14 protein-coding genes and 2 pseudogenes are annotated in these 15,119 nt (G+C 54.0%); 11 read left to right on the top strand and 5 right to left on the bottom strand.

The annotated features are described in order from the left end of the window. Positions 1 to 1,210: 1,210 nt before the first annotated feature. The 4 genes from D1641_RS12985 to D1641_RS12970 all read left to right on the top strand — a co-directional run bounded on the left by D1641_RS12985 (position 1,211) and on the right by D1641_RS12970 (position 7,022). A complete protein-coding gene (locus tag D1641_RS12985; RefSeq protein WP_243149388.1) occupies positions 1,211 to 3,235 on the top strand; it encodes an S-layer homology domain-containing protein in 2,025 nt (674 codons plus the stop codon). Between the two features lie 784 nt (positions 3,236 to 4,019). After that, positions 4,020 to 5,666 carry a recombinase family protein gene (locus D1641_RS12980; RefSeq protein WP_160666380.1) on the top strand — a complete coding sequence of 549 codons (1,647 nt, stop codon included), beginning with the start codon at positions 4,020 to 4,022 and terminating at the stop codon, positions 5,664 to 5,666. Positions 5,667 to 5,888: 222 nt separating this feature from the next. After that, the gene (locus D1641_RS19740) at positions 5,889 to 6,023 is read left to right on the top strand and encodes a hypothetical protein (RefSeq protein WP_279285699.1); all 135 of its coding nucleotides are present in this window, start codon (positions 5,889 to 5,891) and stop codon (positions 6,021 to 6,023) included. 72 nt (positions 6,024 to 6,095) lie between these two features. Then, the gene (locus D1641_RS12970) at positions 6,096 to 7,022 is read left to right on the top strand and encodes a DUF6017 domain-containing protein (protein ID WP_160666378.1); all 927 of its coding nucleotides are present in this window, start codon (positions 6,096 to 6,098) and stop codon (positions 7,020 to 7,022) included. 39 nt (positions 7,023 to 7,061) lie between these two features. Here D1641_RS12970 and D1641_RS12965 read toward each other — a convergent pair whose 3' ends face one another. Further along, complete coding sequence (locus D1641_RS12965) at positions 7,062 to 7,322, bottom strand: helix-turn-helix transcriptional regulator (RefSeq protein ID WP_347707436.1); 261 nt, start codon at positions 7,320 to 7,322, stop codon at positions 7,062 to 7,064. 193 nt (positions 7,323 to 7,515) lie between these two features. Here D1641_RS12965 and D1641_RS12960 point away from each other — a divergent pair, with 193 nt between their 5' ends. Together D1641_RS12960 and D1641_RS12955 are read left to right on the top strand one after the other, a co-directional pair. After that, complete coding sequence (locus D1641_RS12960; protein ID WP_160666374.1) at positions 7,516 to 7,923, top strand: hypothetical protein; 408 nt, start codon at positions 7,516 to 7,518, stop codon at positions 7,921 to 7,923. Then, complete coding sequence (locus D1641_RS12955) at positions 7,917 to 8,429, top strand: SLOG family protein (protein ID WP_160666372.1); 513 nt, start codon at positions 7,917 to 7,919, stop codon at positions 8,427 to 8,429. The genes D1641_RS12960 and D1641_RS12955 overlap by 7 nt, the downstream gene beginning before the upstream one ends. Positions 8,430 to 8,520: 91 nt before the next feature. On the opposite strand, the gene D1641_RS12950 is transcribed toward D1641_RS12955, so the two are convergent. The 4 genes from D1641_RS12950 to D1641_RS12935 are packed head-to-tail and all read right to left on the bottom strand — an operon-like array spanning position 8,521 to position 12,325. Beyond that, positions 8,521 to 9,558, bottom strand: coding sequence for an ABC transporter substrate-binding protein (locus D1641_RS12950; protein WP_160666370.1), 1,038 nt, complete (start codon positions 9,556 to 9,558; stop codon positions 8,521 to 8,523). Positions 9,559 to 9,603: 45 nt separating this feature from the next. Further along, positions 9,604 to 10,356, bottom strand: a complete 753-nt coding sequence (locus tag D1641_RS12945) for an ATP-binding cassette domain-containing protein (protein WP_160666368.1) — start codon at positions 10,354 to 10,356, stop codon at positions 9,604 to 9,606. Between the two features lie 2 nt (positions 10,357 to 10,358). Next, complete coding sequence (locus tag D1641_RS12940) at positions 10,359 to 11,336, bottom strand: iron chelate uptake ABC transporter family permease subunit (RefSeq protein ID WP_160666366.1); 978 nt, start codon at positions 11,334 to 11,336, stop codon at positions 10,359 to 10,361. After that, complete coding sequence (locus tag D1641_RS12935; protein ID WP_201757359.1) at positions 11,333 to 12,325, bottom strand: iron chelate uptake ABC transporter family permease subunit; 993 nt, start codon at positions 12,323 to 12,325, stop codon at positions 11,333 to 11,335. The genes D1641_RS12940 and D1641_RS12935 overlap by 4 nt, the downstream gene beginning before the upstream one ends. A 430-nt stretch (positions 12,326 to 12,755) precedes the next feature. Here D1641_RS12935 and D1641_RS12930 point away from each other — a divergent pair. The 5 genes and pseudogenes from D1641_RS12930 to D1641_RS12910 all read left to right on the top strand — a co-directional run bounded on the left by D1641_RS12930 (position 12,756) and on the right by D1641_RS12910 (position 15,060). After that, positions 12,756 to 13,187: pseudogene (locus tag D1641_RS12930) on the top strand (flavodoxin). Then, a complete protein-coding gene (locus D1641_RS12925) occupies positions 13,181 to 13,762 on the top strand; it encodes a DUF3793 family protein (protein ID WP_347707435.1) in 582 nt (193 codons plus the stop codon). The pseudogene D1641_RS12930 and the gene D1641_RS12925 overlap by 7 nt, the downstream one beginning before the upstream one ends. Before the next feature lie 15 nt (positions 13,763 to 13,777). Then, on the top strand, positions 13,778 to 14,173 hold the full coding sequence (locus D1641_RS12920; protein ID WP_160666364.1) for a metal-dependent transcriptional regulator: 396 nt from the start codon (positions 13,778 to 13,780) through the stop codon (positions 14,171 to 14,173). 246 nt (positions 14,174 to 14,419) lie between these two features. Then, a pseudogene (locus D1641_RS12915) lies at positions 14,420 to 14,679 on the top strand (DUF6110 family protein). Positions 14,680 to 14,736: 57 nt separating this feature from the next. Then, positions 14,737 to 15,060: a hypothetical protein gene (locus D1641_RS12910; RefSeq protein WP_160666362.1), complete on the top strand. Its 324-nt coding sequence runs from the start codon at positions 14,737 to 14,739 to the stop codon at positions 15,058 to 15,060. Positions 15,061 to 15,119: the final 59 nt, after the last annotated feature.

The raw sequence follows: 15,119 nt of genomic DNA, 5'->3' as shown, positions 1-15,119 counted from the left end.
AGCGTAACCGGGAAAATTGCCGCTGTCAAGGGGCGGGGGATGTTAATTGGTAGCAAATCCTGCATTCTGGTCGAGCGGTCTTGTTTTTTTAGAAAGTTTTGTGTATGTTGTGAAATAGAAAATTGCGACGAAAATGGATTAAGAAAGGGGCGCGCCCCTTTCTCAGTCCCCCCATGGGGGAACTAAATTTCCTCTGCCGCATGAGGAGGCATACTGCATGAAACGCAAACTATTCAGCATCATCACCGCTCTGGCCCTGTGCCTGAGCCTCTGCCCTGCCTGGGCACTGGCGGCGTTTGCCGAAGTGGACGCACAGACACAGAATACGGTAAATCACGGCGAAACGGGCAGCGAGGAAGGCCCAGGACACAGCGGACGGACTGCGGAGACAAGCGAAAAAGCATCCGGTGATTATAACGGGTTTCATTGGGCGCTGAACGAGGACGGCACGCTCACTATTACTGGTTCAGGGGATATGCCCGATGCCAATAATGCTTCATGGAATCGGCATCGTGAGGACATTCGTAAAGTAGTGATCGAGAACGGCGTGACTTCGATTGGGAATGGCGCATTTAGTGGCTGTACCAACCTTGCGTTGGTAGAATTGCCAGCTGACGTAACTTCAATTGGGGCTGCTGCGTTTAGTGGTTGCGCCAGCCTTAATTTAACAGAACTGCCCGATAGCCTAACCTCGATTGGGTATTGCGCTTTTAGTGATTGTACCAGTCTTGCTCTGACAACATTGCCCTCCGGCGTGACTTTGATTAGGGATGAGGCATTTCAAAATTGTACCAGCCTTGCGCTAACCGAGCTGCCCGCTGGCGTAACTTCGATTGGGGACTGGGTATTTCGCGGCTGTGCAAACCTTGCGTTGACAACATTGCCCGCTGGCATAACTTCGATTGGACGCTACGCATTTCGTGGCTGTACCAACCTTAAGCTAACAGAACTGCCCAATAGCCTGACTTCAATTGGGGATAGCGCATTTTATGACTGTACCAGTCTTACATTGACAAAACTGCCCGAGGCTCTGACTTCAATTGGGAATTATGCATTTAATGGCTGCACCAGCCTAACCGATCTGACATTTGTAAGTAATACCCCACCGACACTGTTGGGTTCAGGCGTTTTTTGGTGGTGTCCTAATCTCACAATCCATGTCCCGGATAATGCCGCGTATACAACCGACTGGCCCGTGGATGTAATTGGAATGATTGCACACACCATAACCGTTCAAAATGATGGGAACGGCGAGGCTTCCGCTTCTCCATCTTCTGCAAAACAAGGGACAACAATCAACCTGACCGCCACAGCGAACAGCGGCTATCGCTTCAAGGAGTGGCAGGTGATCTCCGGCGGCGTGACGATCAGCGGCAACAGCTTCACCATGCCCGCTGAAAATGTGACCGTCAAGGCGGTGTTTGAACAGGATCAGACCCCGCCGGAGCCTACAATTTACACCATAACGGTACAGGCCAACGGCAGCGGCACAGCTTCCGCTTCCCCGACCTCTGCGGCACAGGGGGCAACAATCAACCTGACCGCCACGGCGAACAGCGGCTATCACTTCAAGGAGTGGCAGGTGATCTCCGGCGATGTGACCATCAGTGGCAACAGCTTCACCATGCCCGCCGCAGATGTGACCGTCAAGGCAGTGTTTGAGCAGGATAGTACCCCGCCGCTGCCTACGACTTACGCCGTAACGGTACAGACCGAGGGCAGCGGCACGGCTTCCGCTTCCCCGACCTCTGCGGCACAGGGGGCAACAATCAACCTGACCGCCACGACGAACAGCGGCTATCACTTCAAGGAGTGGCAGGTGATCTCCGGCGATGTGACCATCAGTGGCAACAGCTTCACCATGCCCGCCGCAGATGTGACCGTCAAGGCGGTGTTTGAGCAGGACGGCGCACCGCCGGAGCCGGAGGCGGTGACGAAACTGGAAATTACAGATGGTATTTCGGAAGTTCCGTTCGCGTTCAGAGAGCTGGAGCATTTGAACGCACCAGAGAAGATTATGCAAACCATGCGGGCCGCAATAACCCAAACCGGTGTGCCAGCAGAGAACACAGCGGTGTACGATGTAACCCTGCTGGTCAGCACGAATGGCGGCGCGACCTGGACGCCCACCACGAAGGACAACTTCCCCTCCGGGGGCCTGACCGTCACGTTGCCCTACCCCAGCGGCACCAACAGCGGCTACCGCTTTACAGTGGTGCATATGTTCACCACCTCCGATTTTGGCAAAACGCCCGGTGATACGGAGACACCTGCTGTCACAAATACGGCGGACGGCCTCCGGTTTACCGTGACCGGCCTGTCCCCGATCTCCGTAGGCTGGACGGCCCCCGCGACCACGCCTGATCCTCCCACCGGCGGCAATCATGGCGGCGGTGGTTGGAGTTCCAACACCTACGCCGTCACCGTGGAGAAATCAGAACACGGCAAAGTGACCTCCAACCGCACCAACGCCAGCAATGGCAGCACTGTCACCCTGACCGTCACCCCGGACAGCGGCTATGTGCTGGATGTCCTGACCGTCACCGATAGCCGGGGGAATGAAATCAAGCTGACGGCCCAGGGCGGCAACAAGTACACCTTCACCATGCCCAGCAGGGCCGTGACCGTGAAAGCCATGTTCGCCCCCCTGCCGGACGATACGCAAAAGCCCTGTGACGGCGGCGCGGATTGCCCCTCCCGCAGTTTTACCGACTTGGGGAGCGTGGGGACGTGGTATCACGAGGCTGTGGACTATGTTCTGCAGAATGGTCTAATGGGCGGCTACGGCAACGGCCTGTTTGGGCCGAACGATAACCTTTTCCGTGCCCAATTCGCACAGATACTCTTTAACAGGGAGGGCAGGCCGGTTGTCAATTACCTGCTGCAATATGGCGATGTGGCGACCGGCGCATGGTACACCGAGGCGATCCGCTGGGCTACCAGCCGGGGCATTGTAGGCGGCTACGGGAACGGGATGTTCGGTCCTAACGACAGCATTACCCGTGAGCAGTTGGCCGTCATGCTCTGGCGGTACGCCGGAAGCCCCGCCGCCACCGATAAGGAGCTGCACTTCACCGACGCGGACAAGGCCAGCGGCTACGCGCTGGAGGCCCTGCGCTGGGCGGTGGAGAACGGTGTCATGAGCGGCAAGGGCAACGGACAGTTGGCACCCCAAGGCTTGGCAACTCGCGGACAGGCAGCGCAGATGCTTATGAATTTCTTGAAAAACAGATAAAACCTTATAAGAGCGGGACGGTTCACACTTGCCGTCCCGCTCTTTGTATAACAGGTTGTGCGGAATTTGTCGATAAAATACGTCTCACCGTGAGACGTATTTAAGAAAAGCTGTCGTTTTTTATAACCTTTTAGGAAGTTTTGGAAGTTCCTGCGGATAATGAGCAAAAAGCAATTTCCAGGGATATTAAGGAGTAGAAGCAGGTATTTTCCGTTCAACAGGGAAAGGGCTTGACTACAACTGAATAAGGCAATCAGATACATTCTGTATGCGCGGAGCCGGGCGGCGGGTACGCAGGGATGATCCCCCGTGAAAGGAGGCCGGACACCGGGAGGACGGAGCGAACGGGGCCAGCGCCGCAAAGCTGCTATGGCACAGCAGCGGGCCACGAACTGCATATGGGTATGATGATACTTGCGTCGGCTATGCGTCACAGCGTAGGACGCCCCGCCACGGGAATGGGGGGAGGCACGATAAATCCTATGGAGCGGCCTGCCAGCCGCCGTCTGATCCTGCCTTGTTTTTCTAATCGTGAACAACGAAATATAAAACCGCCAACCAATGCAAAATTTGTCGTTAATGCGTCTCATCGTGAGACGCATTTCTTATTAAAGTAATCTTCCCGCGAGGGAGCTGCCGTTTCTGGAAAACGATGCGTTTACTTGACAAAGGAATAGTACATAAACCCTGCTGAATTTGTCGAATATTTGACACTTTTCTTGATATTGGGTATAATATGAGTGTCACAAAGCCAGAAACGGTAACTGCCGGATTGGAGGCTGAAATGATTAGGCAGTCAGGCAATTTGAATGAAAAATGGACGGCCCTCTACGTCCGGCTCTCCCGCGATGATGAGAACGAGGGGGACAGTAACAGCATATCCCATCAAATCGAAATCCTCACCAGGTATTGTCAAGACCGGGAAATTTCCAGCTATAAGGTTTACAAAGACGACGGATGGAGCGGTACAAATTTCAAACGTCCCGGCTTTATGGAAATGATGGCCGACATTGAGGCGGGGCTTGTCAGCATGGTGGTAGTCAAGGATATGTCCCGGTTTGGCAGGAATTATCTGGAAGTAGGGTTATATACGGAAATCCGCTTTCCTGAGATGGGCGTCCGCTTTATCGCCATCAATGACGGCGTAGACAGCGAGGACCAATTGGGAAATGACTTCACCCCATTCCGAAATATCATAAATGAGTGGTATGCAAAGGACACCTCGAAGAAAATACGGGCGGTTTTCCGCAACAAAGGGATGTCGGGCCAGAGGCTGGCGTCAAACGCCCCCTACGGCTATATAAAAGGTGAGGACGGGCACCTTTTGGTGGACGAGGAAACCGCCCCTGTGGTAGAGTTGATTTTCCAGTTGTGCGTGGAGGGCAACGGCCCCGGTAAAATTGCCCGTATGCTGAAAGAGCGGGAAATTCCTACACCGGGAACGATTGAGTTTCAGCGCACAGGTCGGACAAGCCGTTACTATCCGGATGATCCCTGCCGCTGGAATCCCGCAACTGTTCTGAGCATTTTGGAGCAGGATACTTATTTGGGCCGCACAACAAATTTCAAAACAACCAAACTCTCCTATAAGAGCAAGAAAGCAATCATCAATCCCCCGGACAAACGGGCGGTGTTTGAGAATACCCACGAAGCGATAATTGACAGAGAAACATGGGAAATTGTGCAGAAGAATCGGGAGCAGCGCCGCCGCCCTACCAAACTGGGGGAAATGGGCCTTTTCTCCGGGCTGGCCTACTGCGCCGACTGCGGAGCAAAGCTGTATCACCACCGCACCGTTACATTTACAAAAGAACAGGAGAGTTACACTTGTGCAAATTACCGCTCCAGAAAGCAATGCACCGCCCATTATATCAGGGCCGTGGTACTGGAACAGCTTGTACTTCAAAATTTGCAGAGGGTGGTAGCCTACGCACAGGATGACGAGGACGAGTTTGTACGGCGCGTCATGGAGAATAAGACGGCGGCACAGCGTACCGAGCAGGAGCGGGCCAAGCGCAAGCTGGAAAAACAGGAGCGGCGCATCAGTGAGCTTGACCGCATTATTCAACAGCTTTATGAGGATCGTGTGGCGGGTGCGATGAGTGTAGAGCGGTTTACCCGGTTGTCCGAGGGATACGAAAAGGAACAGGCGGATCTGAAACAGTCTGCGGAGGAATTGCGAGGCGTTGTAGCCGAGGCGGAGGCCCAGACTGTCAATGTCCAGAATTTTCTGAAGATTGTAAAGAAGTACACCGAACCCACCGAGCTGACCCCGGCCCTTTTACATGAGTTTGTGGAAAAGGTAGTTGTCCACGCCCCGGATAAATCCAGCGGCCATCGCACCCAGCGCATTGACGTACACTATAACTTTATCGGGGAGGTTGATTTTTCCCCGGAATTTAGCCGGTACAGCAAAACGACAACCGCATGACACCACAGCATCATGCGGTTGCACTCCCAATAGGCAAAACTTCTTTATGCGCATTGCCCATACACGCAACAAATAATCTGCATTGATGGAGCGCCGTGTGCGGTGAAAGTCGCACGCACGGTGCGAAGCGGGGGAAAATCCGCTCTGACTGCTGTTCTCTCACGAGGACAGTAAAAGCGGCGGATTACCTATCGCTATGACAACAGCGGCAACGCCGACCATGTGGGCATCGTAATCGGCACGGACGGTACGAACGTCTATACCGTGGAGGGCAATACAAGCGATAGCTGCCGCCAGCGCAGCTACAATGTGGGCCATTACGAGATCTGGGGTTATGGCTGCCCCATTTATAACTAATTTTCAAGAGTCCGGGGAACAGGATCGTCCTGTTTCCTGGCTCTAATTTTTATGAATTTGGAGTGAAATGTTATGGCAGTTTTTCGTGTGGAACGCACCCAAAATTACACCGTCATGAGCAACTATCACCTGCGGGACAAGACCATTTCCTTCAAGGCCAAGGGCCTGCTGTCCCTGATGCTCAGTCTCCCGGAAGATTGGGATTATACCCTGGCTGGCCTCGCCCGAATCAGCCTGGAGGGCAAAGACGCCATCCGGGCCGCCGTGGTGGAACTGGAGAAAGCCGGGTATGTCCAGCGCCGCCAGACCACCGACAAGGCCGGGAAATTCGGCAGCAACGAGTACATCATCCGGGAGTACCCTGTTTCTCACGAACCGCCCCCGGAAGGGCCGTCTTCGGCTTCTCCGTTGTCGGGAAATCCAATGACGGAGGAACCGTCTACGGCCTCCACGCAGACGGAAAAGGCCACGCAAATAATAAAAGACGTACAAACAAAAGAAAACAAAATACTGACTTCACAAAGTACGGATTCTTTTCCTTTCCCTTCCACCCCTTCCATGATGCCTGCGGCGGCAGAGCCGCCTGAAGCGAAGGGAAGGAAGCGGAGCAGGAGCGGCGGGATGAGTCAGGGTGAGATGGACGCCTATCGGGATCTGATCCGGGAGAACATCGGCTATGACGATTTCGTGCGGGAGCGCCCCTATGATGCTGGGCAGTTGGACGAGATGGTGGAGTTAATGATGGAGGCGGTCTGCTCCAAAAAGAAAAACCTCCGGGTGGCGGGGAATGACTTCCCCCAGGCGGTGGTGAAGTCCCGGCTGCTGAAGCTGGACTCTGAACACATCCGCTTCGTGTTCGACTGCCTCCGAGAGAACACCACCCAGGTGCGAAACATGAAGCAGTACCTGCTGACCGTGCTGTACAACGCCCCGGCCACCATTGAGAACCACTACGCCGCCCAGGTCAACCATGACCTTTATGGTGGGGAGGCCGCATAAGGTCAGAAACAGCGCCATGCCGCCGGCATAGCGCTGTTCTCATTTTGTCGGGGGCAGCGTGGTGTTCAGCAGGTCTCCCGCTCGTACACACAAAGCGTCTGCGATGTTGTACAATACTTCGAGGGAAAAGGGCCGCACGATGTTGGGGGCCTCAATGGAACTCAGGTGGGAGCGGCTGATCTTTGCTTTCTCCGCCAGCTTTTCCTGAGACAGTCCCTGCATTTTTCGCAGGCTGGCAATCGTCAGGCCAAGCTCAATGAATCTGTCTCGATTGCAGAATTCCACTTCCTTCTTGCTCATCCGCGGCATCCCCCTGTGATTAGGATGCCTTTATTATAAAATTTTCATGCTTTGTTATCCGCTCTTGTTATCGGGCTATTGACTAATATATTGAGCAATCCTATAATTAAGAGGGCGCACGCTTATTAGAATTAACCTGAACCGGGTACGCTACCAGAGAGCAACTTTATGAAAGCAGAAAGGTCGCATCGCTATGATTTATACGGAAGAAGTACGAAAAGAGCTGGACGCTATCCTTAAAGCCTTTGAGGATTACATTGACAACCAAAACTACTTCGACATTGTTTACTCCAAGAAAATCGGCTATGTCTGGATCGTGGTTGACGATCCCAGCTCGGCGGGCGCTGAACAGCTTGACACGCCGGAGACCATGCTGGACAACCTGTTTAACGACATTATTAACGATGTTGTTATCCCCCGTTCAACTACCCATCTTGACGAGGGCCGGGCTTTGACGGAGAGCGAAGAAGCGGAATGCCGCCGCAGGATCACCACCATTCTGGAAACGATTGAGGGCGGCGGGGCCGAGTACCTGGAATACCTGGACGATTATATCAAGGACTACCAGGAACGCTACGCCGAGGATGGTGAACCGTGTTAGGAAATTGCTGTGCATTCACTGGACACCGGCCCAGCAAATTCCCGTGGAAGTACAACGAAATGGACAGCCGGTGCGTGGCGCTGAAAGCGGTGCTGGCGGAGCAGATCGCCATGCTGGTCAACGCTGGTTTCACACAATTCCTGTCTGGCATGGCAGAGGCTACCGATACATGGTCGGCCCTCTCCGTCCTCGGCCTGAGAGAGAAGAATCCCGCAATCAAGCTCCACTGTATCCTCCCCTGCAAAGAGCAGACGGACAAGTGGTCAGCTTCATCGCGGGACCGCTATCATTCTATCCTGGACCGGGCGGATTCCATTGTCTACGTCAGCAGAGCCTATCACAAAAACTGTATGCTGGACCGCAACCGCTTTCTGGTAGACCACGCCGCCGCTCTGCTGGCCGTCTACAACGGAGAACGGCGCGGCGGAACGGCGGCGACTGTGCGATATGCGCAGAAGCTGGATCGAAAGATTATCGTAATTGACCCTCTTAGATTGGAAACATAAGCGGCCGATATGTGTCCAGTTCCATCTATAACGAGCCAGATAATTTAACTGGAGTGCCGGTGTAGATTCACACCGGCACTCCTTGATTTTGTTACAGCAGAGTGCTTTCCAGATCCGCCAGCATCAAATCCAGTGCGGTGACACCACCCTCGGCGGTGTACCACACGGCAGGATGGGCCAGATACACAATGTGCCCATTTTGGTAAGCATCCGTTCCCATAACCAGCTCATTTTCCACGATCTCCTGGGCGAGTTGAGCGCCCTCTGTTGCGATGGCGGCGTCACGATCCATCACAAAGATGTACCCTGGGTTTTTGTCAACGATGAACTCAAAAGACGCCTCATTTCCGTGGGTGGAAGTATCAATATTGGCGTCCACACCTACATTCTCAAATCCGATCTCCACGCCGATGATGGAGCAGCGGCCATCGTTGCCCAGGACGTTAAAGCCGCCGCTGGTACACAGGCCCACAATTGCGTTCTTGTCCTCGGCAAAGGCTTTCAGCGTCTCAATGCGGCTGTCAAATCCCCCCATCAGCGTTGCCACCTGCTTCTCCAGACCAAACATGGAAGCAATCGTAGCGGCGTTCTTGCGGACCGATTCCACCACGCCGATACTGCTGTCGGTGGACAGGTAGACCACGGGGGCGATCTCACTGAGTGCGTCATAGGACTTGCTCAGACGCCCACCGATGAAGATCACATCAGGCTCACAGGCCATGACAGCTTCCAAGTCGGCCTCTTTAATCGTTCCCAGGTTGGAGATGTTCTCATCCGTCACATAGCTCTGGAGGTAATCCAGACTGGTAGAGGCGGAGCCAACTACACGATCCCCCACGCCCAATGCGTCGAGAATATCCAGACTTGCCATATCCAGAATGGCGATACGCTGGGGGTCATAGGGAACCTCCAGTTCCGCAGGTTCCCGATTTCCGTTCAGACTGGTAATGGTGATGGTTTCAGGAGCGGCAGGGGTTGAGGTATTTCCAGAGGGAGCCGATCCATCGGAAACCGGAGCTGTACTGTTCTCCTGCTGGTTCGTATCAGGCGCACCGCCGGTCTGACTGGCGCAGGCGGCGAGGCCAAGCACAAGCAGGGCGGCGAGGAGCAGGGACATCAATTTTTTCATAACGTTGTTCTCCTTTTCAAATAAAGTACCGAAAAATGTGGGGGCTTAATAATAGATGGACAGCGGACGGCCTGCGATCTCCATGATCTCAAAGTCCACGCCATACACCTGGGATAAATTTTCCTTGGTCATCACCTCCTTTACCGTGCCGAACTTGGCAATCCTGCCGTCCTTAAACGCACAGATATAATCAGAATAGAATGCCGCGTAGTTGATTTCGTGCAGCACTAAAATCACCGTCTTGCCCAGCTCATCGCAAAGGCGACGGACGATCTTCATCATGTTGGTGGCATGGTAAATATCCAGATTGTTGGTCGGTTCATCCAGCAGGACATATTCTGTATCCTGGGCGATCACCATGGCGATGTACGCCCGCTGGCGCTGGCCGCCGGAAAGCTCGTCAATAAACTGATCCTCAAACGCCTCCAATTCCATGTAGGAAATGGCCTGGTCGATAATCTCCTGATCCTCCGCCGTAGTCCTTCCCCCGGAATAGGGGAACCGGCCAAAGGTCACCAGCTCCCGCACAGTCAGCTTCATCTGGATATTGTTGGTCTGCGTCAGGATGGCCAGCCGCTTGGACAACTCCCGGCTTTTCCATTTTCCAATATCCGAGCCTTCAAAGTCCACCGTTCCGCCGTCCCGTGCGATCAGCCGTGAAATGATGCCCATGACGGTTGACTTTCCTGCTCCGTTGGGGCCGATCAAAGAAATCACTTTCCCTTTGGGAATGGCAAAGCTGACCTCATTTACCACCGTTTTCCCATCGTACCGCTTTGTCAAATCTTTTACCTGCATGGTCAAGTCCTCCTGTTGGTAAGAAGTAGATAGAGGAAATACACACCGCCGCCCACTGTGATAAACACGCTGACCGGAATCGTATAGGAATAGGCGTGTTCCACAAGGAGCTGGCCGCCCACTAATACGATCATGCCGAAGAAAGCGGAGCCGAGAATCAACTGCGTGTGGCGATAGGTTTTCAATAGTTGCCGGGACAGGTTGGCGATAATGAGGCCGAGAAAAGAGATTGGTCCAACCATTGCGGTGGCCACCGCAATGCACAGCGTGACCCCCAGCAGCAGGCGGCGGACGCATCGGTCATAATCCACGCCCAGGTTAATGGCCTGATCCTTCCCCAGCGTAATCACATCCAGCAGGGCCAGCTCTCTCCGAAGGGCAAAAACAATAGCCGCCAGCACGAACAGCGATATGGCAATGATCTCTGAGTTGATATTGCTGAAGCTGGCCACCAGCGTTGCCAGCAGGCTGTCGTACTCGTTAGGGTCCATCACGCGGGTGAGGGTACTCTGGATGCTGGAAAAGAAAGAGGATAAAACTGTGCCGATGAGCAGTACATAGAGTACATTGTGCTTTGTCTTCTTGAACAGGAAACTGTAAACCACCGTTGCCACCACGCCCATCAGCACCAAGTCCACTGCAAACGAGCAGTTTGCGTTTGCGGCCAGAATACTGCCGGACCCCGCTACAAAAACAACGGCGGTATGGATCAGCGTATAGAGGGAGTTCATACCCAGCAGGCAGGGGGTTACGATGGTATTGTTGATAACAGACTGAAACACGATAGATGCCCCGCCAATGGCAAAAGCGGTAATGAGCATAACGATCAATTTGGGAAAGCGTATCTTCATCGCATACTGAAACAGCTTTGCGTTGTCAAAATGTACGCCCACCAACATATACCCTGCGGCGCACAACAGGACGAGCGCGGCAAGGACCGCCAACTTCTGCCGGTTGGCGCGCACTGCCTTTGTATTCATGCCGCACCGCCCCCTTTCCTGCTCAGGCGGATTGCTTTCCGCCCATGGCTGAGACGATAGAGCAGCAGGGCCACAAAAAGGACGCTTCCAATGATGCCGACGATTAATTCAATGGGCAGCTCATACGGAAAGATCACCATTCGGCCCACCATGTCGCATACCAGCACAAACAGCGCACCAAACAGGGCTGTATCAATCAATGTACCACGGATTTTATCACCCTTGAACATCGCCACCAGATTGGGGACGATCAGGCCGATGTAGGAGATGGAGCCTACCACCACAACGACGGAGGCGGTGATCATCGCGGCAATCGTCAAACCCAGGAACAGCACAAAGTTGTATGGAACACCGAGATTTTGTGAAAAGTCTTTCCCCATGCCCACAATGTTGAAATGATTTGCAAACAGAAAAGCCAGCACCACCAGCGGAACCGTCAGCCAAACGATCTCATACCGTCCCCGCAGGACCATGGAGAAGTGGCCTACCAGCCAGGTAGAGAGCGCCTGCGTCATTTCATACTTGTACGCCAGATAATTTGTAATGCCGCCGATCACATTGCCGAACATGATGCCCACCAGCGGAACCATCACCACGTCCTTAAACTGGACACGCTGAATGAACCAGACAAATATCCAGGTGCCAAGGACCGCAAATACGAAAGAAAAAACGGCTCTCCCCCATAGGGTGGAATTGGGCAGGAACAGCAGCGCCAGCAGGATACCGAACTGTGCGGAGGAAATGGTGGCCCCTGTGGTCGGAGAGACAAACTTGTTCATGCAGAGCTGCTGCATAATCAGGCCCGCCACACTCATGCCGATGCCGGTACAGAGAATTGCCAGGAGACGGGGCAGACGGGAGATCAGGAATACCTCCAAATGCTCTCGGTCTCCCTGCAAAAGCCCTGATAAATCTACGTCCAGAACGCCAATAAACAGCGACCAAACGGCCAGCACCAGGAGCAGAGTGAACAAAACAATCGTAGTCAAATGTTTTTTAATGACAGCCACCTCCGCAAAAAGTTAGTTATAGCTAACCATAAGACACAAAGGAATGCGTCAGACGGCAATCTGAGAGACTCGCCCATCACGACGCACAGCGAAGTCAGTATAACACACTGGGTTAGTCGTACACAACCGCATGATTGAACAAGAAAAAAGCGGACAGAATGTGAAATTTTATCTATTATCCCTATACCCGTTCAAGAAAATGGCGTCATAAAAAATTTCCAATTTGCCCCTTGACAAAAACAGCTCGCTGTGCTAACGTTTGCTTTGTAGTTAGTAATATCTAACCACAGTGGCAGGATGACCTCCTACTTTCTTCCCCCCAAGGCTATCTCCCCTTGGGGCTTCTTTGGCCGCAAAAGTTAGTTATAGCTAACTACAGCCAAAAATATTCTATAAAGGAGTGTTCGACATGAACAAGATCGCAATCGTATTCTGGAGCGGAACCGGAAACACGGAGACTATGGCCAATTACATTGCCGAGGGCGTCCGAGCCGCTGGCGGCGAAGCGGCGCTGCTGGGGCCTGGGGATTTCTCGGCCAGTCAGTTCTCCGCTTACAGCGCCGTGGCCTTCGGCTGTCCCGCCATGGGCAGCGAGGTACTGGAGGAGGCGGAGTTCTAGCCGATGTTTTCCGCTCTGGAGGGTTCCCTTGGCGGCAAGCGGATCGCGCTGTTTGGCTCCTATGGCTGGGGAGACGGCCAGTGGATGAGGGACTGGTGCACCCGCTGTGACGATGCCGGGGCCAACCTCCTGGATGAAAACGGCCTGACGGTCAACGAGGCCCCGGATGCAGAGGGCGAGGAAGCCTGCAAGGAGCTGGGCCGGAAGCTGGCAGCGTGGTGAACAAAGACATTTCCCGGACCTTTGAGGCCGTGCTGGTCCGGCAGTGTGCCCCCACACTGGCGGGGATGAAGCCGGGAAGCATTTTCTGTTTTCATCATTGCTCTCTGGAAGTTTCCCGACAGAAGGTTTGCCAATGGAACAAACAGTTGGAACCCTTCGGCCTTACCGTTCAGATACTTTTGGAGCGCCCCGGTTCCGGCTCGGTGATCGTCTTTGTGTACCGGCATGTCCGTTTGGAACAAATGCTGTCTGACGATGCTTACCAGAGCTTTTTGGCGGAGGCCGGATATGAGAGGACAAACCTGGACGGCCTGCTGGAACAGCTTGCTTACCGTCTGCGGACGCAGCCGGAGTTCCCCCATGAGATCGGCGTATTCCTGGGCTACCCGCTCCGGGATGTGATCGGCTTTATTGAAAACCATGGCCGGAACTTTACCTGCTGCGGCTTCTGGAAATCCTACGGCGATCCGGCGGAAATGCAGGTGTGCTTCGCCTGCTACCGCAGGTGCATCCAGACCTATGTAGCCATGTTTGAACAGGGAATCCCCATTGAGCGGCTGGCAGTCCCGGCATAAGAGGTGGTGATTGAAATGGAATTACGAGCATCCGGGGAGGACTATCTGGAAGCGGTCCTGATTTTAGGCCAGCGCATGGGACAGGTGCGGGCCATTGATGTGTCCCAATACCTGGGCTACGCCAAGACCAGCGTCAGCCATGGACTGCGGCTTTTGCGCCAGGGCGGGTTCCTCACCAGGGATGCGGACGGCTATCTGTACTTGACCGAGGTGGGCCGGGAAACGGCGGAGAAGATCTACGCGAAGCACCGTTTCTTTACGCAGTGGCTGATTGAAGCGGGTGTTGCTCCTGATACTGCGGAGAAAGACGCCTGCCGCATGGAACACGCTATCAGTGAGGAAAGTTTTCGTAAGCTGATGCAGGCGCTGGAGCATCCGCAGGAAACCCCTTCACGTGGAATAGGCGGATAAAAAGTTTGAAATAGCATACGGTTCGCCTTGACTCCCCGTGTTTTTGACAGATATAATTCACTTGATCCAAGCAAACAGTCATTCCTCATATATCAACAGCGCCAGCAAAAATGGCGGTTTCCGTCAGGTGGAGGTGATTCCGATGAAGCAGCACCGCTTTTGGGCCTGGGGCGCCGCCTTTTGCATGGTCATGGTGATGCTCACAGGGTACAAGCGCAAGTAAGAAAAAAATCAGGAGGAACTTCTATGGATTGTGATAAGTGCGTCAAAAACCTGGCTGTCTTTGCGGGCGGGGTCCTGTTTGGTTCTGCCGGACTGAAGCTGCTGTCCAGCCGGGATGCAAAAAAAGCCTATACCCATGCCAAGCCGCCGCTCTGCGGATGAAGGAATCGGTCATGGAAACCGTGACCACTGTGCAGGAGAACGCTGCCGACATACTGGCCTCGGCCAAGGACCTCAACGCCCAGCGGGCGGAGCAGGAAACTACGGACGCCGAGGAAACCTGACCCATACACACAGGACAGGGGGCTGCGGCCCCCTGTCTTTTGCCCTTGGAGGTTGAAATGAAAGTAATCATCAAACACCGAAGCCGGGGCCGTATCCGGGTCCAGATGGCCCAGCCCCGAATGTCTTTGGAGCAGGCCGATTTGTTGGAGTGCTATCTCCAGAGACTTCCCCAAGTCATCCGCGCCTCCGTCCATGAGCGGACCCGGTGCGCCATTGTGGAGTATCAAGGTTCCCAGGCGGAGATTCTTCGGGCGTTCAACCAGTTTTCCTACCAGATGGACGGCCTGCATCCCCCCATCAGTAGCAGCCGTGCGCTGAATCGGACCTATGAGGAAAAGCTGGTGGGCATGGCAGCGGCGAAAGTGTCAACGCCGATATGAAATTGTAAGAAAACGCCGAAGAAATTTTGTAGTTTTTCGGCGGGGATGGGTAACAAAAT

Origin of the sequence: Colidextribacter sp. OB.20, assembly GCF_009911595.1 — a bacterium.
In the GTDB taxonomy this organism is placed as follows: Bacteria; Bacillota; Clostridia; order Oscillospirales; family Oscillospiraceae; genus Lawsonibacter.
This window is presented reverse-complemented; position numbering and strand designations above follow the sequence as displayed.

Excerpts from the sequence above, each read along its gene's own strand:
- D1641_RS12985 (WP_243149388.1), top strand. The coding sequence starts at position 1,211 with ATGATTGCACACACCATAACCGTTCAAAATGATGGGAACGGCGAGGCT.
- D1641_RS12980 (WP_160666380.1), top strand. The coding sequence starts at position 4,020 with ATGATTAGGCAGTCAGGCAATTTGAATGAAAAATGGACGGCCCTCTAC.
- D1641_RS12970 (WP_160666378.1), top strand. The coding sequence starts at position 6,096 with ATGGCAGTTTTTCGTGTGGAACGCACCCAAAATTACACCGTCATGAGC.
- D1641_RS12965 (WP_347707436.1), bottom strand. The coding sequence starts at position 7,322 with ATGAGCAAGAAGGAAGTGGAATTCTGCAATCGAGACAGATTCATTGAG.
- D1641_RS12960 (WP_160666374.1), top strand. The coding sequence starts at position 7,516 with ATGATTTATACGGAAGAAGTACGAAAAGAGCTGGACGCTATCCTTAAA.
- D1641_RS12950 (WP_160666370.1), bottom strand. The coding sequence starts at position 9,558 with ATGAAAAAATTGATGTCCCTGCTCCTCGCCGCCCTGCTTGTGCTTGGC.
- D1641_RS12945 (WP_160666368.1), bottom strand. The coding sequence starts at position 10,356 with ATGCAGGTAAAAGATTTGACAAAGCGGTACGATGGGAAAACGGTGGTA.
- D1641_RS12940 (WP_160666366.1), bottom strand. The coding sequence starts at position 11,336 with ATGAATACAAAGGCAGTGCGCGCCAACCGGCAGAAGTTGGCGGTCCTT.
- D1641_RS12920 (WP_160666364.1), top strand. The coding sequence starts at position 13,778 with ATGGAATTACGAGCATCCGGGGAGGACTATCTGGAAGCGGTCCTGATT.
- D1641_RS12910 (WP_160666362.1), top strand. The coding sequence starts at position 14,737 with ATGAAAGTAATCATCAAACACCGAAGCCGGGGCCGTATCCGGGTCCAG.